19 protein-coding genes are annotated in these 24,423 nt (G+C 66.8%); 9 read left to right on the forward strand and 10 right to left on the reverse strand.

The genetic code is table 11. From position 1 onward, the window contains the following. The first annotated feature begins 458 nt into the window (after positions 1 to 458). Positions 459 to 1,367: a pyridoxal kinase gene (pdxY, locus tag N5D45_RS06075; RefSeq protein WP_057502452.1), complete on the forward strand. Its 909-nt coding sequence runs from the start codon at positions 459 to 461 to the stop codon at positions 1,365 to 1,367. Beyond that, positions 1,364 to 2,488, forward strand: coding sequence for a prephenate dehydrogenase (locus N5D45_RS06080; protein WP_057502453.1), 1,125 nt, complete (start codon positions 1,364 to 1,366; stop codon positions 2,486 to 2,488). The genes pdxY and N5D45_RS06080 overlap by 4 nt, the downstream gene beginning before the upstream one ends. Before the next feature lie 227 nt (positions 2,489 to 2,715). Here the strand turns inward: N5D45_RS06080 and N5D45_RS06085 are convergent, their stop codons facing one another. From N5D45_RS06085 to N5D45_RS06105, 5 genes are all read right to left on the reverse strand, one after another. Further along, on the reverse strand, positions 2,716 to 2,910 hold the full coding sequence (locus N5D45_RS06085; RefSeq protein ID WP_005409247.1) for a hypothetical protein: 195 nt from the start codon (positions 2,908 to 2,910) through the stop codon (positions 2,716 to 2,718). A 70-nt stretch (positions 2,911 to 2,980) separates the two neighbouring features. Further along, a complete protein-coding gene (locus tag N5D45_RS06090) occupies positions 2,981 to 4,753 on the reverse strand; it encodes an ABC transporter transmembrane domain-containing protein (RefSeq protein WP_010484484.1) in 1,773 nt (590 codons plus the stop codon). Then, positions 4,746 to 5,342: a YigZ family protein gene (locus tag N5D45_RS06095; RefSeq protein WP_049454749.1), complete on the reverse strand. Its 597-nt coding sequence runs from the start codon at positions 5,340 to 5,342 to the stop codon at positions 4,746 to 4,748. Before N5D45_RS06095 ends, N5D45_RS06090 begins: the two co-directional genes overlap by 8 nt. Before the next feature lie 40 nt (positions 5,343 to 5,382). After that, positions 5,383 to 6,390, reverse strand: coding sequence for a hypothetical protein (locus tag N5D45_RS06100; RefSeq protein WP_164194504.1), 1,008 nt, complete (start codon positions 6,388 to 6,390; stop codon positions 5,383 to 5,385). Further along, a complete protein-coding gene (locus tag N5D45_RS06105) occupies positions 6,387 to 6,905 on the reverse strand; it encodes an RNA polymerase sigma factor (protein ID WP_229301621.1) in 519 nt (172 codons plus the stop codon). The genes N5D45_RS06100 and N5D45_RS06105 overlap by 4 nt, the downstream gene beginning before the upstream one ends. Positions 6,906 to 7,152: 247 nt before the next feature. On the opposite strand from N5D45_RS06105, the gene N5D45_RS06110 reads away from it, so the two are divergent. Further along, positions 7,153 to 9,993 (forward strand): EAL domain-containing protein, encoded by a 2,841-nt coding sequence (locus N5D45_RS06110; RefSeq protein WP_057502291.1) that lies wholly within the window; start codon positions 7,153 to 7,155, stop codon positions 9,991 to 9,993. Between the two features lie 19 nt (positions 9,994 to 10,012). Here N5D45_RS06110 and N5D45_RS06115 read toward each other — a convergent pair whose 3' ends face one another. Next, complete coding sequence (locus N5D45_RS06115) at positions 10,013 to 10,606, reverse strand: TIGR00730 family Rossman fold protein (RefSeq protein WP_010484495.1); 594 nt, start codon at positions 10,604 to 10,606, stop codon at positions 10,013 to 10,015. Between the two features lie 263 nt (positions 10,607 to 10,869). Beyond that, positions 10,870 to 12,366: an aminotransferase class III-fold pyridoxal phosphate-dependent enzyme gene (locus N5D45_RS06120; RefSeq protein ID WP_043403227.1), complete on the reverse strand. Its 1,497-nt coding sequence runs from the start codon at positions 12,364 to 12,366 to the stop codon at positions 10,870 to 10,872. Between the two features lie 211 nt (positions 12,367 to 12,577). Here N5D45_RS06120 and queA point away from each other — a divergent pair, with 211 nt between their 5' ends. From queA to fabV, 6 genes are all read left to right on the forward strand, one after another. Then, complete coding sequence (gene queA / locus N5D45_RS06125) at positions 12,578 to 13,645, forward strand: tRNA preQ1(34) S-adenosylmethionine ribosyltransferase-isomerase QueA (RefSeq protein WP_010484499.1); 1,068 nt, start codon at positions 12,578 to 12,580, stop codon at positions 13,643 to 13,645. A gap of 177 nt (positions 13,646 to 13,822) precedes the next feature. Beyond that, on the forward strand, positions 13,823 to 14,953 hold the full coding sequence (tgt, locus tag N5D45_RS06130) for a tRNA guanosine(34) transglycosylase Tgt (RefSeq protein ID WP_029379947.1): 1,131 nt from the start codon (positions 13,823 to 13,825) through the stop codon (positions 14,951 to 14,953). 134 nt (positions 14,954 to 15,087) lie between these two features. Beyond that, entirely contained in the window at positions 15,088 to 15,432 is a 345-nt protein-coding gene (gene yajC, locus N5D45_RS06135) for a preprotein translocase subunit YajC (protein WP_005409257.1), read from the forward strand. A gap of 61 nt (positions 15,433 to 15,493) precedes the next feature. Continuing rightward, positions 15,494 to 17,350, forward strand: a complete 1,857-nt coding sequence (secD, locus tag N5D45_RS06140; protein ID WP_010484504.1) for a protein translocase subunit SecD — start codon at positions 15,494 to 15,496, stop codon at positions 17,348 to 17,350. Positions 17,351 to 17,366: 16 nt separating this feature from the next. After that, positions 17,367 to 18,347: a protein translocase subunit SecF gene (gene secF, locus N5D45_RS06145; protein ID WP_010484505.1), complete on the forward strand. Its 981-nt coding sequence runs from the start codon at positions 17,367 to 17,369 to the stop codon at positions 18,345 to 18,347. 759 nt (positions 18,348 to 19,106) lie between these two features. Then, positions 19,107 to 20,366 (forward strand): enoyl-ACP reductase FabV, encoded by a 1,260-nt coding sequence (fabV, locus tag N5D45_RS06150; protein ID WP_010484508.1) that lies wholly within the window; start codon positions 19,107 to 19,109, stop codon positions 20,364 to 20,366. 113 nt (positions 20,367 to 20,479) lie between these two features. Here fabV and N5D45_RS06155 read toward each other — a convergent pair whose 3' ends face one another. The 3 genes from N5D45_RS06155 to N5D45_RS06165 form a co-directional block, all read right to left on the reverse strand. Continuing rightward, entirely contained in the window at positions 20,480 to 22,549 is a 2,070-nt protein-coding gene (locus tag N5D45_RS06155; RefSeq protein ID WP_010484510.1) for an EAL domain-containing protein, read from the reverse strand. Positions 22,550 to 22,640: 91 nt separating this feature from the next. Then, entirely contained in the window at positions 22,641 to 23,825 is a 1,185-nt protein-coding gene (locus N5D45_RS06160; RefSeq protein ID WP_010484512.1) for an NAD(P)/FAD-dependent oxidoreductase, read from the reverse strand. Further along, on the reverse strand, positions 23,822 to 24,370 hold the full coding sequence (locus tag N5D45_RS06165) for a YaeQ family protein (protein ID WP_057502436.1): 549 nt from the start codon (positions 24,368 to 24,370) through the stop codon (positions 23,822 to 23,824). The genes N5D45_RS06160 and N5D45_RS06165 overlap by 4 nt, the downstream gene beginning before the upstream one ends. Positions 24,371 to 24,423: the final 53 nt, after the last annotated feature.

Genomic DNA, 24,423 nt, shown 5'->3' on the forward strand with positions numbered 1-24,423 from the left:
CCATGTAAGCTCGGTCGCCGCATCCATGCGGCTCACGCCCCCTCAACCGGACCCACCCCGCCTTCGACAGTTGGCCGCGATCTGTTGGAGCAGCACTCTGCTCTGGTGGGTGTCGACCTTGGTCGACACATCTGTCAGATATCGAATGAATTCATCCACGCATGGCATGGATCTACCGTGTCGACCAAGGTCGACACCCACCAACAGCCGCAGTTACCAACAGCCGCATGAATCTGTCGAAGGCGGGGCGGTGTGGGTGGGCAGGACCGTTGGCGCCATGGATGGCGCCATCGAGCCCCCATGGATGGGTTTACGGCGTGTCCTGACCACCCACACCGCCCCGCCAACTCACGGAATGCCGCTCTGGCTTTTGCCGTTGCCGTTGCCGTTGCCGTTGCATAGAGCAGGTGCAGGGCTGCAAGCCCTGCCGAAAACCCCCTTGGGCGTAGAATGCGGCCATGAGCGAATCCCTTGATAACCACCTGGTCCACGGCCGCCGCCAGCGGCCCGACGGCCCGTCGCCGATCGATGTCATCTCGGTCCAGTCGCAACTTGTCTACGGCCATGCCGGCAACAGCGCCGCCGTACCGCCGATGCGCGCGCTCGGCGTGCGCGTAGCCGAAATTCCGACCGTGCTGCTGAGCAACGCGCCGTTCTACGACACCACCCGCGGTCGCGTGCTGCCCGCCGACTGGTTCGCCGATCTGTTGCGGGGCACCCACGAGCGTGGCCTGCCGCAGCGGGCGAGGATGCTCGTCTCCGGCTACTTTGGCAGCACGGCCAATGGTGCCGCCTTCGCCGATTGGCTGGACGACATCCTGCCGGCCTGCCCGCAGCTGCGTTACTGCCTGGATCCGGTGATCGGTGATACTCACACCGGCCCCTACGTGGAACCGGGCCTGGAAGCGATCTTCGCCGAGCGGTTGTTGCCGCATGCCTGGCTGGTTACCCCGAACGCCTTTGAACTGAATCGCCTGACCGGCATGCCGGCGCTCGCCGAGGCCGATGCCATCACCGCCGCACGCACGCTGCTGGATCGTGGCCCGCACTGGGTGATCGCGCACAGCGTAGGCGGCACCCCGGGTGAACTGGTGACCCTGGCCGTTGGCCGCGAGGAGACCTGGCGCTGGACCTCGCCGCTGCTGCCGGTGGACGTGGCCGGTACCGGCGATGTGCTGATGTCGCTGGTGGTGTCGTTCCTGCTGCGCGGCGAATCGATGCAGCAGGCGATCTCGCGTGCGATTGCCGGCACCCACGCGGCGCTGGAGGCGACCCTGGACAACGGCTTCGAAGAGTTCGACGTGATTGCTGCAGCGCCTGCCGCGCTGGCCGAAGGGTCGCGCTTCCGCGCCGAACGCGTGGCATGAGCGGCCTGCTCGAACGTACGCCGCGCACGGTCGGCATCATCGGCAGTGCCGGCGCCTACGGGCGCTGGCTGACCCGCTTCTTCCAGCAGCACATGCAGCTGAAGGTGATCGGCCACGATCCGGCCGATCCGGACTCGCATACGCCGGAAGAGCTGCTGGCGCAGGCCGACGTGCTGGTGTTCTCGGCGCCGATCCGGCACACGCCCGCGTTGATCGCCGAGTACGTGCGGCAGTCCGCAGGCCGTGAACGCGACCGACTGTGGCTGGACGTGACCTCGGTGAAGGAAGCGCCGGTCCAGGCGATGTTGGCCTCTCAAGCCGAAGTGGTCGGCCTGCACCCGATGACCGCTCCGCCCAAGGCGCCGACCCTGAAGGGCCGGGTGATGGTGGTCTGCGAAGCGCGGCTGCAGCACTGGCAGCCGTGGGCCAATACGCTGTGCACGGCGTTGCAGGCTGAGTGCGTGCGCGCCACGCCACAGCACCACGACCAGATGATGGCGCTGGTACAGGCGATGGTGCATGCCACTCACCTGGCCCAGGCCGGCGTGCTGCGCCAGTACCAGCCGCAGCTGGGCGATCTGGCCACGATGATGCCGTATCGGTCGGCATCGTTCGAGCTGGATACGGCGATCATCTCGCGCATCCTGTCGCTCAACCCGGCGATCTACGAAGACATCCAGTTCGGCAACCCATACGTAGCGCCGATGCTGGAGCGGCTGGTCGGCCAGCTGCAGTCCCTGCAGGCGCAGGTCGGGCAGGGTGACGACGGTGCACGTGCTGCATTCCGGGAGCAGCTGCTGTCGGCCAATCGCACTGCCTTCGGCGAGCAGGCGCTGGCGGACGGCAATTACACATTCGAACGCGTGGGCTATCTGCTGGCTGACCTGACCGAGCGCAATGCGTTGTCAGTGCACCTGCCGGAAGACCGGCCGGGGTCGTTGCGTGAACTGCTGAACGTGTTCGAGCAGCACCGCATCAGCCTGGCGTCGATCCATTCTTCGCGAACGCCTGGCGGCGAAGTGCATTTCCGTATCGGATTCGTGGCCGGCAGCGATCCGGCGGCGATCACCCGGGCGGCGGCCGAGGTGGACGCCAGCGGCATCGGACGGGTGCTGGGCTGAATTCATCCACAGGCGATGTGGATGGTTTCTGAGCAAAGGTGTGGATAACCTCGCGCAGCCCTTGGCAGCCAAGGCTGTCAAGATGCTTGGTGAAAAATTGACCATGCCTTTTTGTAGCGTCGAGCCATGCTCGACCGCCTTTGGCAAAAAGCATGTCGACCAAGGTCGACACCCACCAGAGCGGGGCGGAATGAAATCCGGTAGCGCCGGGCCATGCCCGGCGAACCTCAGATCGTCAACCTCAACTCGCCGCCACTGGTGGTGAACTCGCGGCCATCGCGCACCAGCGGCCGCCCATCATCCAGCTCGTAGCGCGGCGTGGCTTCGGAATGGTGCCCGCTGCCATTCGCCTCGGGCTTGAACTCGATGATGATGTGACTTTCGCCGTTGCTGTCGACGGCGGGGAACTGACGGAACGACATCGTGCACCTCCTTCAGCGGATGCTGCAGTTGCGCGGCCAGCTTGGCCGCGCCGATGTTAGCCGGACGTCATCAATCGATGAACTGCAGGCGTGCCAGTTCAGCGTACAGTCCGTCTTCGGCCAGCAGCTGTGCGTGCGTGCCCTCGGCGACGATGCGGCCCTGGTCCATCACCACGATGCGGTCGGCCTTGAGCACGGTGGCCAGGCGGTGGGCGATGACCAGCGTGGTGCGACCCGCCATCAACCGTTCCAATGCCTGCTGCACGCTGTGTTCGCTCTGTGCATCCAGCGCGCTGGTGGCTTCATCCAGCAGCAGGATCGGCGCATCCTTCAGCAGCGCACGGGCAATCGCCACACGCTGCTGCTGCCCACCGGACAGGCGGGCACCGCGCTCACCCAGCTCGCTGTCATAGCCCTGCGGCAACGCGCGCAGGAAACCGTCGGCCTCGGCCGCTCGTGCGGCATCCTCGACCTCGGCGTCGCTGGCCTGCAGGCGGCCATAGCGGATGTTGTCGCGGGCACTGGCAGCGAACAGCGTAGGCTGCTGTGGCACCAGCGCCAGCTGCGCACGCAGCTCGGCCGGGTCGACCTGGCGCACGTCGATGCCGTCCACGTCGATGCGGCCGCTGGCCGGGTCATGGAAGCGCAGCAGCATCGAAAGCACCGTGCTCTTGCCCGCCCCTGACGGACCCACCAGCGCTACGGTCTCGCCGGGGCGCACATGCAGGTTGAAGTGGTCCAGTGCGGCCTGGTCCGGTCGCTGCGGGTAGTGGAACACCACGTCGTCGAACCGGATCTCGCCACGCAGCGGTTGCGGCAGTGCATGCGGCTGGGCCGGCGCGCGGATCTCGATGTCTTCCTGCAACAGTTCGCCGATGCGGCCCATGCCGCCGGCCGCGCGCTGCAGCTCGTTCCATACTTCGGCCAGCGCGCCCACCGAACCGCCGCCGATCAATGCATACAGCACGAACTGACCCAGCGTGCCGGCGCTGAGGCGGCCGTCGATGACGTCGTGCGCGCCCAGCCACAGCACACCGACGATGGCGCCGAACACCAGCAGGATGGCGCTGGCGGTGACCAGCGACTGCGCACCGATGCGGCGGCGGGCGGCGCCGATGGCGTCACCGAGCGCCTTGTCGAAGCGACCGCGTTCGTATGGTTCGCGTGCATGTGCCTGCACCGTGCGCACCGCGCCCAGCGTCTCGCTGGCCAGGCTGTTGGCATCGGCGATGCGGTCCTGGCTGTTGCGTGCGACGGTGCGCAGCTTGCGTGCGCCGATGATGATCGGCAGCACCGCCAGCGGAATGCCGAGCAGCGACCATGCGGCCAGCCGCGGGCTGGTGACGAACAGCATCGCCAGGCTGCCGATGACAGTGACCGTGCTGCGCAATGCTACGGACATGGTCGAGCCGACCACGCTGCGCAGCAGTTCGGTGTCCGCGGTCAGGCGCGAGACCAGTTCGCCGCTGCGGCTGCGGTCGTGGAAGCCGGCGCCCAGCTGGATCAGGTGGGCATACAGCTGGCTGCGCAGGTCGGCCACGACTTTTTCGCCGAGCAGCGACACGAAGTAGAAACGCGCGGCCGTGCCCAACGCCATCACGACCGCCACCAGCATCAGCAGGGCGAAGGCGCGGTTGATCTGGCCGCCACTGCTGAAACCATGATCGATCATCTGCTTCACCGCCGGCGGCAGGCTCAGCGTGGCGGCCGAAGACACCGCCAGGGCCAGCAGCCAGGCGGTGAACAGCCCGCTATGGCGGCGCACGAATGGCCACAGCGTGCGCAGGCTGCCGAGGCGCCGCAGCGGCGGAGTCGAAGCGGGGGCGTCGTCCTTGTCAGTCATCCTGGTCGTCGTCTTCTATGCGGATACGGTCACGGGTGGCGTCGCGCAGGCGGATTTTCAATGCGTCGACCTGATCGGCAGGCAATTCGATCCGCAGGCACACGCCATGGGCATCGAACTGTTCATCGCGCTTTTCGGCACCGAAGGCGGGCAGGGTGGCGTGCAGGGTACCCAGATCCTCGAAGCCGGCCAGCAGCTGCAGCCGGGCCATCGCTAGCAGCGGCAGGCGCGGCGCGGTACGCAGGCACTCGGCGGCGGCGCCACCGTAGGCGCGTACAAGGCCACCGGCGCCGAGCTTGATACCGCCGAACCAGCGGGTCACCACCACCATCACCCGGTCGAAACCCTGGCCGTCGATCGCCGCCAGGATCGGACGTCCAGCCGTGCCGGCCGGCTCGCCATCGTCGCTGGAGCGATAGTCCTGCCCGTGCCGGTAGGCCCAGCAGTTGTGGGTGGCATCGGCCACCGCGACCTGCTGCAGGAACGCCATGGCCGCTGCGGCGCCTTCGATCGGCGCGGCATGGGCGATGAAACGGCTGTGTTTGACTTCCAGCGTGTGGCTGACCGGCTGGGCGAGAGTATCGAGCATTCCCGCCATTCTACGGGGTTGCCAGGTATTCCCGTCCGCTTCAGTCGTCCAGCAGTGGGCGCAGGTCGCGTGGCAGGCGCGCTTCCGGGTACTGCTGCATGTAACGCTCCAGGCTGGCACGGGCCAGATCGCGCTGGCCGTCGTCGCGTCGCGTACGGATTTTCTGCAGCCACTGCCGACGCGGCAGTCGTGCGTCGGCGTCCACCTCGGCCTGCACGGCGTCCGCGCTCAGGCCCGCATCGGTGCTGCGGCGCATGATGCCTGGTGCGGAACGGCTGGGAGCCTCACGCTTCATCGAGGTGATTTCTACCCGGTCCAGCGCCTGCGCCCGCTCGACTTCGGCGGCATTCGCTGCCGGTGCTGCGGCCGTGCGTGCTTTCAGCGCCCCGGACGCTACCGGCGCGAATGCCGGTGCCGGTGCCGAGTAGGCGGCGGGTGCCGGTGGCGCAGGCGGCGCCGCTGCCGGCGCTGCGGCCGGAGCGGGCGGAAGGGCCGCAAAGGAGGTATCGGCGGCGGCATCTGCAGCCATCGATCGTGCAGCCTGGGCCGGCGCGTCAGCGGACTCGGCCGGCGCAGGCTTGCGCGTGCGCGCGATGACCGGTGCCGGTGCCGGGGCAGCGGCAACAGGGCCTGCCTCGGGCGCTGCGGGCGCAGCGGCCGGTTCCGCAGCCGCCACCGCGCTGTCGGCCGCACCGCTGTCAGCGGCCTGATCGGCAGCCGCAACGTCTTCTGCAGCAGCCGGTGCCGCAGCAACAGCGGCCTCACCGGCCGGAACCGGCGGCGGTTCCGGACGCAGCTGCCAGGCGATGCCAATGGCGAACACCATCGAGGCGGCGATGCCGAACACCGCCGGCCAACGCGGGCGTGTGCGCTGCGTGGGCGGCGCCTCGGGAGAGGCGACCGCATCGGCAGCCGGAGCGTCCACGGCAGCGCGGGCCGCGGCCAGGATGGCGGCGTCCAGTGCGGCGGGCGGTGCCTGATCGGCGCGACGGCCGAGCAGGCGGGACAGCTCGCGTTCTTCCGGCGTCAGCGGTTCGTCTCGGTTCATGCGTTCAATCCCGCACGCAGCTTGTCCATCGCATAGCGCAGCCGCGATTTCACGGTTTCCCGGCCTACGCCGGTGATCTGGCCGATCTCCTCCAGGCTCAGTTCCTGATCCAGCCGCAGCTGCAGCACTTCGCGCTGCTCCGGCGGCAGTTGTTCCATCGCCAGCTGGATGCGGCGACGTTGTTCGAATTCGGAAAGCTCACCTTCCGGGGTCTGCCCATCCTCGATCGCGGCCAGGCGCAGATCGGCGTCGGCCGGCGCGGCGGGGCGATGACGGGCGGCACGCCAATGGTCATTCAGGCGGTTGTGCGCAATGCGGAACAACCAGGTGCTGAACGCCGCCTCGGGCTGCCAGCCGGCGCGGGCGCTGATCACCCGCTGCCAGACGTCCTGGAAGATCTCCTCGGCCAGCGCGTTGTCGCGCAGTTGCCGCAGCAGGAAGCCGAACAGGCGCTTGCGATGGCGCGCATACAGGCTTTCGAATGCGCGCAGGTCACCACCGGCCCAGGCCAGCATCAAGGCTTCATCGGTTGGCAGTGCGCTGGCTTCCACGGCGTACAGGGTAAGGCCTGCAGGCGATGGCGCATAGCCGGTGGCGGGGGCGGGCAGGGCGAGGGTCATGGCTCGGAAGGGGCTACGGACAGCAGGAAAAACGTACGGGCGCACGATTCGGGGTTTACGGGCTTCCATTGCCCCCCGGGTGGCGCGCTATGCTCGGCGGCTCAGGGGAGGCGACGCACCGACGGCGCCAAGAGATTGTCATTTGTCCACGCATGCTGAACCGGCGGAAGAGCCACCACACGAGGCCGTGCTGAGCACGGCGCTGGTGCGCGCGTTGCATGCGCTTTTGCCGGAAACGGCCGTGGTCCGCGTCGGCTGGGACGACCCGCAGCTCGGTCGTGGCCAGGGGGGGTGGCCGACAGCGGCTGCCGGAGGTGATGCGGCGGCACCCGGCGCGGGCGATGGCCAGCACGGCTGGGAACATGATGGTGCGCGCCTGCTGTTGTCGGTCGAAGGCGCAGTGCCTTCGCCGGCATGGTGGGGCGTTGCCCGGCAGGCGATGGAGCTGGCGCTGCAGCGCGGCCGCCAGGCCGGCCAGATCAAGGCACTGGAAGAGGCCGAGCGGTTGCAGCAGGCCCTGTTCCAGATTGCAGACCTGGCCGGTGCCGACCTTGAAATGCCCGAGATGCTGCGCCACGTGCATGGTGTGCTGGGCACGCTGATGTATGCCGAGAACTGCTACATCGTCGAATACGACGATGTGCGCGACCAGATCCGGTTCCTGTACTTCGCCGATCAGGTCGATGACTTCGTCGCCGATCCCACGCAGAGCCATGACGCCAGCGAGATGCCGCGCAGCCTGACCGTGGCGCTGCTGCGCCATGGCAAACCGCTCAGTGGTCCCTCGCGCAAACTGCTGGCGCAGGTGATGGAACAGGAGCACGACCCGCAGCGTGGGCCGGAAAGCCTGGACTGGCTGGGCGTGCCGATGCTGCGCGATGGCCGTGTATGCGGTGCCATCGTGGTTCAGAGCTATGAACAGGCGGCCCGCTATGGCGAGGCCGAGCGCGCATTGCTGGGTTTCGTTGCGCAGCATGTGCAGACCGCGATGGACCGGCGCCAGGCGCAGGTGCGGCTGGAGCAGCAGGTAGAGCGGCGTACCCAGGAACTGCAGCGCGCCAACCACAGCCTGCAGGACGAAGTAACCGAGCGGCGTCGCGCCGAACAGCTGCAGACCGCGCTCTATAACATTGCCGAGATGGCGATGTCGGCCGACAGCCTGGCCCAGTTCTACGGACAGGTGCATGGCGTGGTTGGGCGCCTGCTCGACGCACGAAATTTCTACATCGCCCTGGTCAACCCGGCCGGCAACGGCCTGGATTTCGTGTATTCGGTGGACGAGCACAATGCCAGCCGCGCGCCACGGCCCTTCAGCCGGGGCCTGACCGAATACGTGGTGCGCAACCGGCGCCCGCTGCTGGCCTCGCGCGCGCAGATCGATGCACTGCTGGCCAGTGGCGAAGTGCGTGAATCCGGTGCGCGTTCGCACTGCTGGCTGGGCGTACCACTGCTGCGCGACGACGAAGTGGTCGGCGCGATCGTGGTGCAGAGCTACAGCGAGAACAGCATTTTCAGCGTGCATGACCAGCGCCTGCTGACCTTCGTTGCGCAGAACATCGGTACCGGCCTGGCCCGTCAGCGCGACCAGCAGCGGCTGCGTTCGGCGCATGCCGAACTGGAAAAGCGCGTGGAAGAACGTACCCGCGAGCTGGCCGAGGTCAACGAGAAGTTGCTCGGGCAGATTGGTGAACGCCTGCGGGCCGAGCAACGCCTGACCCACCAGGCCATGCACGATGCGCTGACCGGCCTGCCCAATCGCCTGCACCTGCTGGACCGCCTGCAGGATGCGCTGGCACTGGCCAAGCGAGAGGGCGGCCCGGTGTTCGCCGTGCTGTTCCTCGACCTGGACCGCTTCAAGCTGGTCAACGACAGTATCGGCCACGCTGCCGGTGACCGCATGCTGGTGGAAGTGGCCAAGCGCATCGTATCGATGGCCGGTACCGAAGATGTGGTGGCACGGCTCGGCGGTGATGAGTTTGCTGTGCTGCTGCAGTGCCCCCAGGGCCTGGCACAGGCGCTGGACTTTGGCCAGCGCCTGCTGCTGGCGTTGCAGGAGTCGATGTGGATCGCCGGGCGCGAACTGTTTCCGTCCGGCAGCCTGGGCATTGCCCTGTGGAATCCGCGCTACCGCACCGGTGAAGAGCTGCTGCGCGACGCGGACGCAGCGATGTACCGGGCCAAGGCGCAGGGCCATGACCGCTGTGCGATCTTCGACGAGGACATGCGCGAAGAAGCCATGCGCAGCCTGGACCTCGAAGCCGACCTGCGTCGTGCGATCAACAACCGCGATTTCGTGCCGTTCTACCAGCCGATCGTGCGCCTGTCCGATGGCGAGGTGGTGGGCCACGAGGCGCTGCTGCGCTGGCAGCATGAGCGCCGCGGCCTGCTGCTGCCGGGCGCGTTCCTGGAGCTGGGTGAAGAGAGCGGCCTGATCGAACAGGTCGACTGGCTGATCTACGAGCAGGTCATTGCAGGGTTGGCGCAGGGGGGCGACGGCTACGTCTCGGTGAACGTCTCACCCCGGCATTTCCGCTCCGCCGAATTCAGTGACCGCCTGTTCGGCCTGCTCGACAGCTGCGGTGCCGATCCGCGCCGGCTGCGCCTGGAGATCACCGAGGTGGCGCTGCTGGACGATGGCCCGCACACGCTGCGCATCCTGCAGGGGCTGCGCGAGCGCGGCATCCAGGTGCAGCTGGACGATTTCGGTACCGGCTTCTCCGCGCTGTCCTACCTGCACCGTTTCCCGATCAGTACGCTGAAGATCGACCAGAGCTTCATCGCCGGCCTGCATGGACCGGAAGTGCAGAGCACGCGCGCGCTGGTCGAAGGCGTACTGTCGCTGGCGCGCACGCTGGGCATCGAGACCATCGGTGAAGGCATCGAGACCGAGGCGCAGCGGCAGACCCTGCGCGAACTGGGCTGCGATTACGGCCAAGGCTATCTGCTGGGGCGGCCTGCCCCGTGGTCGCACGCGGGGGCCTGAGCCACCGCGTGCGGCTGCATCAACGCAGGGCGGCGCGACGCTTCTCGTCGATCCACTTCGAGGCCTGGGCCGGCTGGTAGTTCTTCATCCACTCCAGCATCGCTTCGATGTCCGAGCCGTACCACAGGTCCTGGCGCTGGTCCGGGTGCAGGAAGCGCTCTTCCACCATGCGATCGATCATGCCGATCAGCGGGGCATAGAAGCCTTCCACATCGAGGAACGCGCACGGCTTGTTGCCGATGCCCAGCTGGCGCCAGGTCAGCATCTCGAAGATCTCTTCCATGGTGCCGAAGCCGCCGGGCAGGGTGACGAAGCCATCGGCGAGGTCGAACATGCGCGACTTGCGCTCATGCATCGAACCGACGATCTCCAGTTCGGTCAGGCCGCGGTGGGCCACTTCCCAGTCGGCCAGCTGACGTGGGATCACGCCGGTCACTTCGCCGCCAGCGGCGAGCACGGCATTGGCCACGGTTCCCATCAGGCCGACGTTGCCGCCGCCATACACCAGGCGCAGGCCGTCGCGGGCGATGCGGTCGCCCAGTGCGATGGCGCGTTCGGTATAGGCCGGCTTGCTGCCAGCGTTGGAACCACAGTACACACAGATCGATTTCATGGATCTTCCTGTCTCTTGGCCGGAAACGAAAACGCCCCGTCGCCGACCGCAGGGCGGTCAGGGACGGGGTGCCCAAGGATTATGAGGCCTTGAGAGGCCTTCTGTAGAGCCGAGCCGCGCTCGGCTGCTCTTCGTTCAGATCGCGGCAAAGGCGCCAGCCGAGCATGGGCTATGCCGGTCGTCCTGACCGGCACCCTTCGGGCCGTCGCCAGCGACGTTGGCAGCGGCTCCTGCCGCTGCCTTCGGCTCTACCGAAGCGGGGGTTACGCCGCCGCCGCCTGCTCGCGGCGCGGGCCTTCACGCAGGGCGCGGCCGACCATGCCCACCAGCAGGTCCAGCTCCTCGCTGTCCATGCCGAAGTGCGGGGTGAAGCGCAGCGAATTCTCGCCACCGTGGATCACGTTGATGCCGTGCTGGCGCAGCCATTCTTCGGTGGAATTGGCGCCATAGCACTTGAACTGCGGCGCCAGCTCGCACGAGAACAGCAGGCCGGTGCCCTGCACCTTGGTGATCAGCCCGCCCAGCTCGTTCTTCAGCTGTTCCAGCTTACGCACGGCCTCGGCACCGCGTTCGGCAATGTTGGCACGCACCTGCGGGGTCAGCTGGGCCAGGGTGGCGCAGGCCACGTCCAGCGCACGCGGGTTGCTGGTCATGGTGTTGCCATAGATGCCCTTGCGGTACAGCTGCGCGGCATGCTCGGTTACCGCCAGCACGGACAGCGGGTACTGCGCGGCGTTGAGCGCCTTGGAATAGGTCTCCATGTCCGGCGGGTCCAGGCCTTCGAAGCCCGGGTAGTCCACCACCGAGAGCACGCCATGCGCGCGCAGGCCGGCCTGGATCGAGTCGAGCAGCAGCAGGCTGCCATGGGCACGGGTCAGTTCACGGGCCACGGCATAGAACGACGGCGGCACCGAGCGGCCGGGGTCGCCTTCGCCCATCACCGGCTCCAGGAACACCGCTTCGATGAACCACTGGTTGCGTGCGGCATCCTCGAACACCTTGCGCAGGCCGGCCTCGTCGTACGGCGCCACGGTGATCACCGAGTCCTCGCCGCGATAGCTGGCCAGGTGCTGCATGTAGCTCTTGCGGCTGGAATCGGAATACAGCGCCGGGCGGTCGGTACGGCCGTGGAAGCTGCCCTTGACCACCACGCGCTTGATCGCGGCGCCGGCGTGGCGCGCGCCGGGGTCGGTCTGCAGCTTGGCGTTGACGTCGGCGATGCGGGCGGCCAGGCCGACGGCCTCGGAACCGGAATTCAGGCACATGAAACGGGCGAACGGGCAGCCGCCACGGCGGTGGCCGATCTCGGCGCGCAGGGCGGTGATGAAGCGCTGCTGCGACAGGCTGGGGGTCATGATGTTGGCCATCACCTGCGGGCGGGCCATCGCCTCCAGCACGGCATCCGGGGTGTGCCCGAAGCCGAGCATGCCGTAGCCGCCGGCGTCGTACAGCACGGCGCCCTTCAGGGTGACCACCCACGGGCCGCGCGCGGCCAGTGCCACGTACGGGGTCACCGCGTCATCGGCATAGAAATTGACGAAACCGTCCTGCATCGCGTCGATCTGCGCCTGTTCGTCCTGCGCCAGCAGCGGCCCCAGGTCGGCCTGCACGCGCGCGAATTCCTCGGCGGCGGCATCCACCGCAGCGATCAGCTGCGGGTGGTTGGCGGACAGGGTGGTCAGGGTGGCATCGTCCAGACCGGAGGTGAGGCGGGTGCCGGGCTGGTTGCGCAGGGGGGCGAGGCGTTCGATGAAGCTCATTGCAGATCTCCTGAAACAATGGGTCGCACGGGTCTTCAAAAGCAAAACGCGCGTCATCACGCGCGCTTGGGGGCAGGCTCGTGCAGCGGACTTCCGGCTCGATGCTAGCACTTGTTTTTTTGCGCGATAACCCCGCAGAAACCTGCTGCATAGCAGCATTTTGCGCGACGTTCGCCGCGAAGCGCGCCGGCTCGCAGACGCTGGACGTACAATGCGCGCCATTGTCGACCTGTTGCCGCCCACTGCCTTGAAGAAGTCCGATTTCCACTACGACCTGCCGGCTGAACTGATCGCGCAGGCACCCTTGGCCGAACGTTCCGCCAGCCGCCTGCTGCTGGTCCCGCCGGCGCCCGATGGCTTCACCGATCTGCAGGTGCGTGATCTGCCATCCCTGCTGCAGCCGGGCGATCTGCTGGTGTTCAACGACACCCGGGTGATCCCGGCGCGCCTGTTCGGGCAGAAGGCCAGCGGTGGCCGCGTGGAGATCCTGATCGAACGCCTGCTCGGCGGCCAGCAGGCCCGTGCCCAGGTCGGCGCCAGCAAGTCGCCGAAGGCCGGCAGCCGCATCGCGCTGGATGCCGGTGGCGAAGCCGAGGTGCTGGGCCGCGATGGCGAGTTCTACGTCCTGCAGTTCCACGTGCCGGAATCGCTGGAACAGTGGCTGCTGCATGCCGGCCGGCTGCCGCTGCCGCCGTACATCCAGCGCGAGCCGGGCGTGGACGACCGCGAGCGCTACCAGACCGTGTTCGCGCGCGAAGTGGGCGCGGTGGCGGCGCCGACCGCCGGCCTGCATTTCGACGAACCGCTGCTGGCCGCGCTGAAGGACAAGGGCGTGGACTTCGGCCATGTCACCCTGCACGTCGGCGCGGGCACCTTCCAGCCGGTGCGCGCCGATGACCTGAAGGATCACGTGATGCACCGCGAGTGGCTGAACGTCGGCGCTGAGCTGGTGCAGCAGGTACGGCGCACGCGCGCGGCCGGCGGCCGGGTGATCGGCGTCGGCACCACCGTGGTACGCGCGCTGGAAAGCGCGATGCGCGATGGCGAGCTGCTGCCGTTCGCCGGTGAAACGCAGATCTTCATCACCCCGGGCTACCGCATCCGCAGCGTCGACGCGATGGTGACCAACTTCCACCTGCCGGAAAGCACGCTGCTGATGATGATCTCCGCGTTCGCCGGCAAGGAAAGGGTGTTCGAGGCGTACCAGCACGCGATCGAGCAGCGCTACCGCTTCTTCAGCTACGGCGACGCCATGCTGCTGTTCCCGCAAGCGGGGTAGGGCGCTGACCTCTGCCTGCTTGTGGTGGGTGCGCACCGTTGGTGCGCACTTGCAGGTGCCTGGAGACCAGGAAAGCCACGCATGGCGTGGCTCTACTGCCGTGCCGTTCAGGCCTGAATGGGCGGTCGAGCCGGTTTTGGGAGACAATGAGCGACTATTTGCCTGAACGACCGCTCCATGTCCCGATTGCAGTTCCAGCTCCAGACCCGCGACGGCCGTGCCCGCCGTGGTCGCCTGACCTTCCCGCGTGGCACGGTGGAAACGCCGGCCTTCATGCCGGTGGGGACCTATGGCTCGGTCAAGGGCATCCTGCCGGACCAGGTGCGCGCGCTGGGCGCCGAGATCATCCTCGGCAACACCTTCCACCTGTACCTGCGCCCGGGCCTGGACATCATCGCCGACCACGGCGGCCTGCACGGCTTCTGCCGCTGGGATGGCCCGATCCTGACCGACTCCGGCGGCTTCCAGGTGTTCTCGCTGGCCCACCGTCGCAAGATCACCGAGCAGGGCGTGACCTTCGCCTCGCCCACCGACGGCGCTCGCGTGTTCCTGGGCCCGGAGGAGAGCATGAAGATCCAGAAGGTGCTCGATTCGGACGTGGTGATGATCTTCGACGAGTGCACCCCGTACCCGGCCACCGAAGACGTCGCCCGCCGTTCCATGGAACTGAGCCTGCGCTGGGCGCAGCGCAGCCGCAACGCGCATGACGAGCTGGGCAACGACGCGGCCCTGTTCGGCATCGTCCAGGGGGGCGTGCACACCGACCTGCGCAGCCGCTCGGCCGAGGCCCTGCAGGCGATCGGCTTCGACGGTTACGCCATCGGCGGCCTCGCCGTGGGCGAGCCGGAGCACGAGCGCAATGCCATGCTCGACCACCTGGACCCGGAGCTGCCGGGTGACCGCCCGCGCTACCTGATGGGCGTGGGCCGGCCGGAAGACCTGGTCGAGGGTGTCGCACGTGGCGTGGACATGTTCGATTGCGTGATGCCCACCCGCAACGCGCGCAACGGCCACTATTTCACCTCGTTCGGCACCGTCCGCATCCGCAACTCGCAGTACGCGCGCGACATGGATCCGATCGAGCCCGGCTGCGGCTGCGTGGCCTGCACCGGTGGCTACACCCGTTCCTACCTCCGCCACCTGGACCGCTGCAACGAGATGCTGGCGCCGATGCTGGGTACCCTGCACAACCTGTTCTATTACGAAAAGCTGATGGCCGACATCCGTGCGGCCATCGAAGCGGGAACCTTCCTGGCCTTCCGTGAGTCTTTCTACGCGGCACGCGGGGCGGTCGCGCCGCCCCTGTAAACCGAGTACCCCCTGCCAAACGGCCCAAGGACGAACGCCCGGGGCCGTGGCATACTTCAAGGCTGACCCAGATCCGCGGTCGACACCCCGTGCCCGTGAAAGGGCCGGAGCGCCGCCCAACCAAAGGACCAACGATGAACCTGCTTGCTTTCCTGATTCCCGCCGCCCACGCCCAGGCCGCCGGCGGCCAACCGCAGGGCATGGGCCTGACCACGCTGCTGTTCCCGGTCATCCTGATCGCCATCATGTACTTCCTGATGATCCGCCCGCAGATGAAGCGGCAGAAGGAGCACAAGGCCATGCTGGAGAAGATCAAGCGTGGCGATGAAGTGCTGACCAATGGCGGCATCGCCGGCATCGTCACCGACATCGGCGACAACTTCATCACCATCGAAGTGGCTGACAACGTGCGCATCCGCGTGCAGAAGGGCGCTGTCGGCAACGTGCTGCCGGCCGGTACCCTGAAGTCGGCCCAGTAAGCCACTCCCTTTCCGATGCACAACCGCGGCGCCGGGGATGGCGCCGCGCGGGACCCAAGCAATGCTCGAATTTCCACGCTGGAAGTACGTCGTCATCCTGATCGTACTGGCGCTCAGCGCGCTGTACGCGCTGCCCAACATCTACCAGAAGGACCCGGCCGTCCAGATCACCGCCAACCGTGGCGGACAGGTCGACGACGCGCTGCGCGACCGTGTGCTGGCCGACCTGAAAAAGGCCGGTGTGGACGCCCTCGGTGCCGAGAAGGAAGGGGAGAGCCTGATCGTCCGCCTGCCGGACCTGAAGGCGCAGTCCGCTGCCAGCGACGCCCTGCGTGACACCGTCGGCGAGAAGTACACCGTGGCCCTGAACCTGGCCTCGACCGTGCCGGACTGGCTGGCCAACCTCGGCGGTCGCCCGATGGTGCTGGGCCTGGACCTGCAGGGCGGCGTGCACTTCGTGCTGCAGGTCGACCAGAAGGCCGCGCTCGACAAGCGCCTGGATGCTTACACCGAAGACGTGCGCAGCACCCTGCGCGACGCCCGCATTCCGTACCAGTCGGTGGAACGCCGTGCTGACAACAGTATCGTGGCCAACCTGAGCCCGTCCGCCGGTGACGACGCCGCGCAGCGTGCCCGCACTGCCCTGGTCAAGGCGCAGCCGACCCTCGGCTACGACGTCAGTGGCAATCGCATCACGGTGACCGTGCCGGAAACCGAGATCACCCAGATCGCCAACGGCGCCATCGAGCAGAACATCAACACCCTGCGCAACCGCGTGAACCAGCTGGGTGTGGCCGAGCCGATCATCCAGCGCCAGGGTGCCGACCGCGTGGTCGTGCAGCTGCCGGGCGTGCAGGACACCGCTGAAGCCAAGCGCATGATCGGCGCCACCGCTACCCTCGAGTACCGCGCGGTGGTTGACGGCAATGCACAGGACGCCATCAACTCCGGCCGCATTCCGCCGGAAGCGAAGGTCTACCAGCGTCGTGATGGCGGTGGTCCGGTCCTGCTGAACAAGCGCGTGATCGTCACCGGTGACCAGATGGTCGGCGCGCAGGCGGTGACCGATTCGAACAGCGGTTCTCCGGCGGTCAGCGTGACGCTGAACAATGTCGGCGGCCAGCGCATGTTCGACTTCACCAGCGCCAACGTGAACAAGCCGATGGCGGTGGTCTACACCGAGCGCGTACCGACCGTGACCGTTGTCGACGGCCAGGAAGTGCGTGGCTTCAAGGTCAACGAGGAAGTGATCTCGGTGGCCAACATCAACGGCGTGTTCGGCAAGAACTTCCAGACCACCGGCCTTCAGAAGAAGGAAGCCGAGGACCTGGCCAAGCTGCTGAAGTCCGGCTCGCTGGCCGCGCCGATGGACTTCGTCGAAGAGCGCGTGGTCGGCCCGAGCCTGGGTGCCGAGAACGTCAAGAACGGTATGCGCGCGGTGGTGTTCGCATTCCTGTTCACCCTGGTGTTCTTCAGCGTCTACTACCGTATGTTCGGCGTGATCACCTCGATCGCGATGCTGTTCAACCTGCTGATCGTGGTGGCGGTGATGTCGCTGTTCGGCGCGACCATGACCCTGCCGGGCTTTGCCGGCCTGGCGTTGTCGGTCGGCCTGTCAGTGGACGCCAACGTGCTGATCAACGAGCGTATCCGTGAAGAACTGCGTGCCGGCGTGCCGGGCAAAACCGCGATCGTGACCGGTTACGAGCGTGCTTCGGGCACCATCCTCGACGCCAACCTGACCGGCCTGATCGTCGGTGTGGCGCTGTTTGCATTCGGTACCGGTCCGCTGAAGGGCTTCGCGCTGACCATGATCATCGGTATTTTCGCCTCCATGTTCACCGCGATCACCGTGTCGCGTGCGCTGGCGACGCTGATCTACGGCCGTCGCAAGAAGCTCCAGAACGTGGCCATCTGACGGGACGACACGCACAATGAAACTGTTTCCGCTGCACATCCTCCCGAACGACACCAAGATCGACTTCATGCGCTGGCGCCATGTCGCCATGGCAGTCACCATCGTGGTGTTCCTGGCGTCGATCAGCATCATCGCGTTCAAGGGCTTCAACTACGCGCTGGACTTCACCGGCGGCACCCTGATCGAAGCCCGCTTCGACAAGGCGGTGGACGTCGAGCAGGTCCGCACCAAGCTCGAGCAGAATGGCTTCGACGGCGCCCAGGTACAGAGCGTCGGTGGCAACACCGACCTGCTGATCCGCCTGGCGCCACACGGCGAGCATGCTCCGGGCACGGGTGCTGCCGCCACCGAAGACAAGGCTACCGCTGCCGCTGTAGTGAAGGCACTGTCCACGGCTGATAATCAGGCAACCGTACTGCGCAACGAGTTCGTCGGCCCGCAGATCGGCAAGGACCTGGCGATGAATGGCCTGTACGCCACCATCTTCATGCTGGCCGGCTTCCTGATCTACATCGCCGTGCGCTTCGAATGGAAGTTCGCGGTCACCGCCAGCATCGTGGCCATGTTCGACCTGATCGTGACGGTGGCTTACGTGTCCCTGCTGGGCCGTGAGTTCGACCTGACCGTGCTGGCCGGCCTGCTGTCGGTGATGGGCTTTGCGATCAACGACATCATCGTGGTCTTCGACCGCGTCCGCGAGAACTTCCGCAGCCTGCGCGTGGACTCGATGGAAGTGCTGAACCGTTCGATCAACCAGACGCTGTCGCGTACGGTGATCACCGCGGTGATGTTCTTCCTGTCGGCGCTGGCCCTGTACATGTACGGCGGCAGCTCGATGGAAGGCCTGGCCGAGACGCACATGATCGGTGCGGTGATCGTGGTGCTGTCCTCGATCCTGGTGGCGGTGCCGATGCTGACGATCGGTTTCCTGCGCGTGAGCAAGCAGGACCTGCTGCCGAAGGCGAAGGACGTCGAGGCCCTGGCCCGTCGCCCGTAAGCGTTCGCGCTGCACGCAATGCACAGAGAACCCCGCGCAAGCGGGGTTTTTTGTTGGCAGGGCTTGCAGCCCTGCACCTGCAGAGGCAACAGCAACAGCAACAGCAACAGCGGGCATTCCGTGGATTGGTGGGGCGGTGTCGGAGTGCGGGGGCGCCGCAAGTACGTCCCTGTAGGCTTGGCAGCCGCATCCATGCGGCTGACACCCCGCACTCCGACACCGCCCCACCTTTGACAGATTCCTGCGGCTGTCGGTAGGTGTCGACCTTGGTCGACACATCTGTCAGATATCGAATGAATTCAACCGTGTCGACCAAGGTCGCACGCCGTTCCAACAGATCGCGGAAGTCTGTCGAAGGCGGGGTGGGTCCGGTTGAGGGGGCGTGAGCCGCATGGATGCGGCGACCGAGCTTACATGGGTGAGGGCGCTTTGCTTGCGAAGCATTGCTTCGCAAGCGCCCGAACGCACAGCCGCCAGCGGCTGGGCCGGGCCCCGGAGGGGGACTTGCAGCGTCCCCCCTCAACCGGACCCACCCCGCCCACCCCCAGGAACCCAGCTTTTGACGTTGCTCTGGCTCTGGCCGTTGCTCAGGCCTCTGCGGGTGCAGGGTGCAACCCTGCAAAAGAAACACCACCCTACGGCAGCGTCGGTTGTGCATTCGGCCCCCGCGCACTACGATCCTGCGGTTCGCGCGCGCATGCGCGCACCCATATTCCTGCTGAGCGCCCCGCGCGCCGCATCTGCCAACCCGAGGTATCCATGGTCATCAAACCGCGCGTCCGCGGCTTCATCTGCGTCACCACCCACCCGACCGGCTGCGACGCCGCGGTCAAGCAGCAGATCGACTACATCCGCGCGCGCCCGCCGATCCAGAACGGCCCCAAGCGCGTGCTGGTGATCGGCGCCTCCACCGGCTACGGCCTCGCTGCGCGCATCACCGCTGCCTTCGGCAGTGGCGCCGCGACCCTGGGCATCTTCTTCGAACGCCCGGGCAGCGAGACCAAGCCGGGTACCGCGGGCTGGTACAACTCGGCCGCATTCCACAAGTACGCCGACGAAGCCGGCCTGTACGCCAAGAGCATCAACGGCGATGCCTTCTCCGATGAAGTGAAGGCCAGGGCCATCGAGATGATCAAGGCCGATCTCGGCCAGGTCGATCAGGTCGTCTACAGCCTGGCAGCGCCGCGCCGCAAGCACCCGAAGACCGGTGAAATCATCAGCTCTACGCTGAAGCCGATCGGCGAGCCGATCACGCTGCGTGGCCTGGATACCGACAAGGAAGTGCTGACCGAGACCCATCTGCAGCCGGCCACCCCGGAAGAAATCGCCGGTACCGTCGCGGTGATGGGCGGTGAGGACTGGCAGATGTGGATCGACGCGCTGGCCGATGCCGGCGTGCTGGCCAACGGCTGCACCACCACCGCCTTCACCTATGTGGGCGAAGAGATCACCCAGGCGATTTACTGGAACGGCTCGATCGGTGCCGCCAAGAAGGACCTGGACACCAAGGTGCTGGGCCTGCGCGAGAAGTTGGCCAAGATTGGTGGTGATGCACGCGTATCGGTGCTGAAGGCGGTGGTGACCCAGGCCAGCTCGGCGATTCCGACCATGCCGCTGTACCTGTCGCTGCTGTTCAAGGTGATGAAGGAAAAGGGCACCCACGAAGGCTGCATCGAGCAGTTGGATGTGCTGTACGACATCCTCTACGGCGGCAAGGCCGACGGCGTGGCGATCGATCGCCTGCGCCACGACCTGGTCGATGGCGAGGGCCATACCGTTGCGCTGGTCGATGAGGAAGGCCGCCTGCGTGCCGACTACAAGGAAATGGCGGCGGACGTGCAGGGCAAGGTGGTTGCGCTGTGGCCGCAGGTGACCAACGAGAACCTGTACGAGATCAGCGATCTGGCCGGTTACAAGGCCGACTTCCTGCGCCTGTTCGGCTTTGGCGTGGAGGGCGTCGACTACGAGGCCGACGTCAACCCGGACGTGAAGATCGACAATCTGGTCGACATGACCTGATCCATGAAAAGGCCGGCGAAAGCCGGCCTTCTCTTTGTGTAGAGCCGAGCCATGCTCGGCTGCTCTTCGCTTGAGTCTCGCAGCCGCGCATCGCTCGGCTCTACAGAGAGGCGTCAACCAAACTCGAACCCCATCTCCGGCAACGCCGGACCGACGAAGTCGCCCTGCACGTAATCCACGCCGGCACTGAACAGCAGGGTCATCGAGTTGGCATCGCTGACGAACTCGGCGATGGTGCGGATGCCGGCTTCCTGCGCACGCGCAGTGATCTGGCTGATGCGGTCGATGTTTTCCCGGGTGGCGGCCAGATCGCTGGTGAAACCGCGGTCCAGCTTGAGGAACTGCGGCTGGAAGTGGGCCAGCAGCTGGAACGAATCCAGCCCCGATCCGAACTGCTCCAGGCCGATGCGGCAGCCCAGCGGCGCCACTTCGGCAAGGAACTGCTGCGCACTGCGCAGATGGGTGAACACCTTTGCTTCCGGCGCATGCAGCCACAGCCGTTCGCCGGGCACGCCCTGTGCCTGCAGTTCCCGACGCAGGGTGGCGATCATCTGCGGGTCGTCGAACGACTCTGGCGTCACCTTCACCAGCATCTGCGTGGCATGGCCTTCGCGTGCACGTTGGCCCAGCACAGCGATCGCCCGTGACACCACCCAGCGGTTGATGTCGGCCAGCAGGCCGTGTTCCTCCGCGATGCCCAGGAACGCAGTCGGGCTCAGCAGTTCACCATTGTGCTCAAGGCGCAGGTAGGCCTCATACAGCTCCAGCGACTCCCCCTGCAGGTTCAGCACCGGCTGGTAGTGCAGCTGGAAGCCATCACCGGCCAGTGCTTCACGGATTCGGGTGACCCAGCGCAGCACGCGTTCTTCCTCCACGCGGTCGGCAGCGGCCGGGTCGAAGATGCGGCAGGTGTTGCCCAGTTCGGCGGCGGCCTGCGTGCATTCGCTGGCGCGTGCCAGCACCTGGCCGATGCTGGCGATCTTCTCGCCCACCTGCACGCCACCGATGCTGACCGTTACCGTGGCCGAACGCGCGCCGATGCTGAAGACGTGTGCGGCGTAGGCTTCGCGGATGCGCTCGGCCAGTGCCACGGTCTGCGCGTAGGGCCCGGCCTGCAGCACGGCGAAATTGTGTTCGCCGAAACGGGCCAGCTGCGCGTCCTCGCCAACCACCTCGGCCAGCAGAGCGGCGAGGGCGCCGATCAGGATGTCGGCCGAGGCCAGGCCGATATCCGGCAGCAGGCGCGCGTAGTGGTCCGGCTCGATCAGCAGCAGGCCGAACTGGCCTTCGCTGCGCCCGGCCTGGGCCACCGCGCTTTCCAGCTGCAGCATGAAGGTCGGTCGGTTGAGCAGGCCGGTGACCTGGTCGCGCTGGCGCAGGTCCTCGACCTCGCGCGCCAGTTCCGGGTCGAATTCCATGCGGCGGCGGAGTACCACCTGCAGGCAGGATTCGCCCTCGTAGGTGGCGGGGGTGAATTCCATCGTTGCCGGGAACGCGCTGCCATCCTCGTGGCGCGCGTCAAGCTGGTACTGCGGCGGCGGCGCCTCGCCACGGCTGAGGCCCTTCAGCAGCTGCTTGAAGCCTTCCACATGCTGGGCGGCGACCATGTCCAGCAGCGAGATGCCTTCGATATCGTCGAAATGCTCGTAGCCGAACATCTCCAGATAGGCGTCGTTGGCGCGGATGTGCATGCCTTCATGCACGTAGGCGATGGGGTCGCGCGAGGAAGCGATCAGGGCATCGCAGCGGCGCTCGGTCTCGCGCATCTGCGCCTCGATGCGGCGCAGGCCACGACGCGCCTGCAGGTCCACCCACTGATCACGGACCACGGCGAGCAGGTGCTCGGAACGCTGGCGCAGGGCGAGGGCACGGATGCCGTGGCTGCTGGCTTGTACCAGCTCGTCCTCGTCGATGCGTTCGGCCAGCAGCACCAGCGGAATGTCCTTGCCGCTGGCAGCAATATGCTGGGCCACCAGTGGCAGCGGGATCCCCTGCGAGGGCGAAGCCAGCACCAGGTCGATGGCCTGGCTGGCCAGCACCTGGGACAGCTCGGCAGCATCCTGCGGGCGCCACGGACGCACCGCGATGCCGCTGTTGCGCAGGGTGCTGACGATGGCCTCGGCGTTCTCGCCGCTGTCATCGACGATCAGCAGGCGGATGGTGATGTCGTTCGCGTTCTGCATGCACTGCTCCCCAATCTGCAAATCTAGATACACGATGCGCGCCGAACCGTCCATGCGCGCACCCCTTGCACGCATCGAACGGCGATGTGGTTCACACCACGCCACCGGCCGCGTGGCCGCTGGCCCAGGCCCACTGGAAGTTGTAGCCGCCCAGCCAGCCGGTCACATCCAGCACCTCGCCGACGAAATGCAGGCCGGGTACGCGCTTGGATTCCATCGTCGAAGACGAGACCTCGGCGGTGTCCACGCCGCCGAGCGTGACCTCAGCGGTACGGTAGCCCTCGGTGCCACTGGCCACCAGCGGGAACGCGCCCAGCAGCTGCGCGGCCTGGCGCAGCACCGGCTCGTCCAACTGGCGCACGGGCCGGTCGGGCAGCCAGTGTTCGCACAGCCGCTGTGCCAGCCGCTTCGGCAGTACTTCGCCCAGCACCGTGCGCAGTTCGGCGGCGGGTCGTTCGCGCTTCATCTGGCGCAACCACTCGCCGGCATCCTGGCCGGGCAGCAGGTCCAGCTCCAGCGCATCGCCGGGTTGCCAGAACGAGGAGATCTGCAGGATCGCCGGGCCACTCACGCCGCGATGGGTCAGCAGCATGAAGTTCTGGAAGCTCTTTCCGTTGCAGCGCGCCTCGATCGGCAGGGCGACACCACTCAGATCGGCCAGCCGTTCCTGGTGCTTGCCGCTGAGCGTCAGCGGTACCAGCCCGGCGCGGGTCGGCAGCACCTGGTGGCCGAACTGTCGGGCCACTTCATAACCAAAGCCGGTGGCACCCATGCTGGGAATGGACAGGCCGCCGGTGGCAACCACCAGCGAGGCGCAATGGAACAGGCCATGGGTGGTATGCACGCGGAAGCCATCGCTGCCGTGCTCGATGCGCTGCACGCTGCACTCGGTGCGCACCTGCACGCCGGCCGCCTGGCATTCGTCCACCAGCATCTTCACGATCTGCTTGGACGAGACATCGCAGAACAGCTGGCCCAGCTCTTTTTCGTGATAGGCGATGCCGTGCTTGTGCACCAGCTCGATGAAGTGCCAGGGCGTGTAGCGCGCCAGCGCCGACTTGCAGAAGTGCGGGTTGGCCGACAGGAAGTTGGCCGGGGTGGTGCCGGTGTTGGTGAAGTTGCAACGGCCACCGCCGGACATCAGGATCTTCTTGCCGACCTTGTTGGCATGGTCGATCACCTGCACCTGGCGGCCGCGCTGGCCAGCCGTGATTGCGGTCATCAGCCCGGCCGCGCCGGCGCCGATGACCACCACATCGCAACGGATGGTGCTCATGCCTTGGCGCGCTTGCGCCAGTTCGGGATCACGTCGAGCTGGATCTGGTCGTTGAGCAGCTGCACTTCGCCGTCCTGGATCAGCACGCTCCAGCGCATGGCGCGCTGGATCTGCTGGCCCCACAGTTCGACGAAGGCACCATCGAGGTTGACCACCGACAGGTTGTCGAAGCGCGCCAGGCCCTTGCTCTGCTTGCTCCACCAGATGTCCGAAGCGTTGCCGCCGTAGTTCACCACCTGCACCTGGCGGCTGCGGTTGCTGGCCTTGCGGATGCGCGATTCGTCTGGATGGCCCAGGTCGATCCATTGCAGGATGTCGCCGGTGTAGTCGTGCTCCCACAGGTCCGGCTCGTCATCGGTACTCAGGCCGCGGCCGAATTCCAGGCGGTCGCCGGCGTTCAGCGCGAAGGCGAGCAGGCGCACCATCAGGCGATCGTCGGTCTCGGACGGGTGCTGGGCCAGGGTCAGGTTGTGGGTCACGTAGTAGCCGCGATCCATGTCGCTGATCTGCAGTTCGGCCTTGCGGATGGTGGCGGTGAGAGCCATGGGGGGTCCGTGGACTAAAGACGACAATGATAGAGGTTTGCTCCAGGGGTGTC

The sequence above is a fragment of the Stenotrophomonas sp. GD03819 genome, assembly GCF_029841665.1.
GTDB lineage: Bacteria > Pseudomonadota > Gammaproteobacteria > Xanthomonadales > Xanthomonadaceae > Stenotrophomonas > Stenotrophomonas geniculata.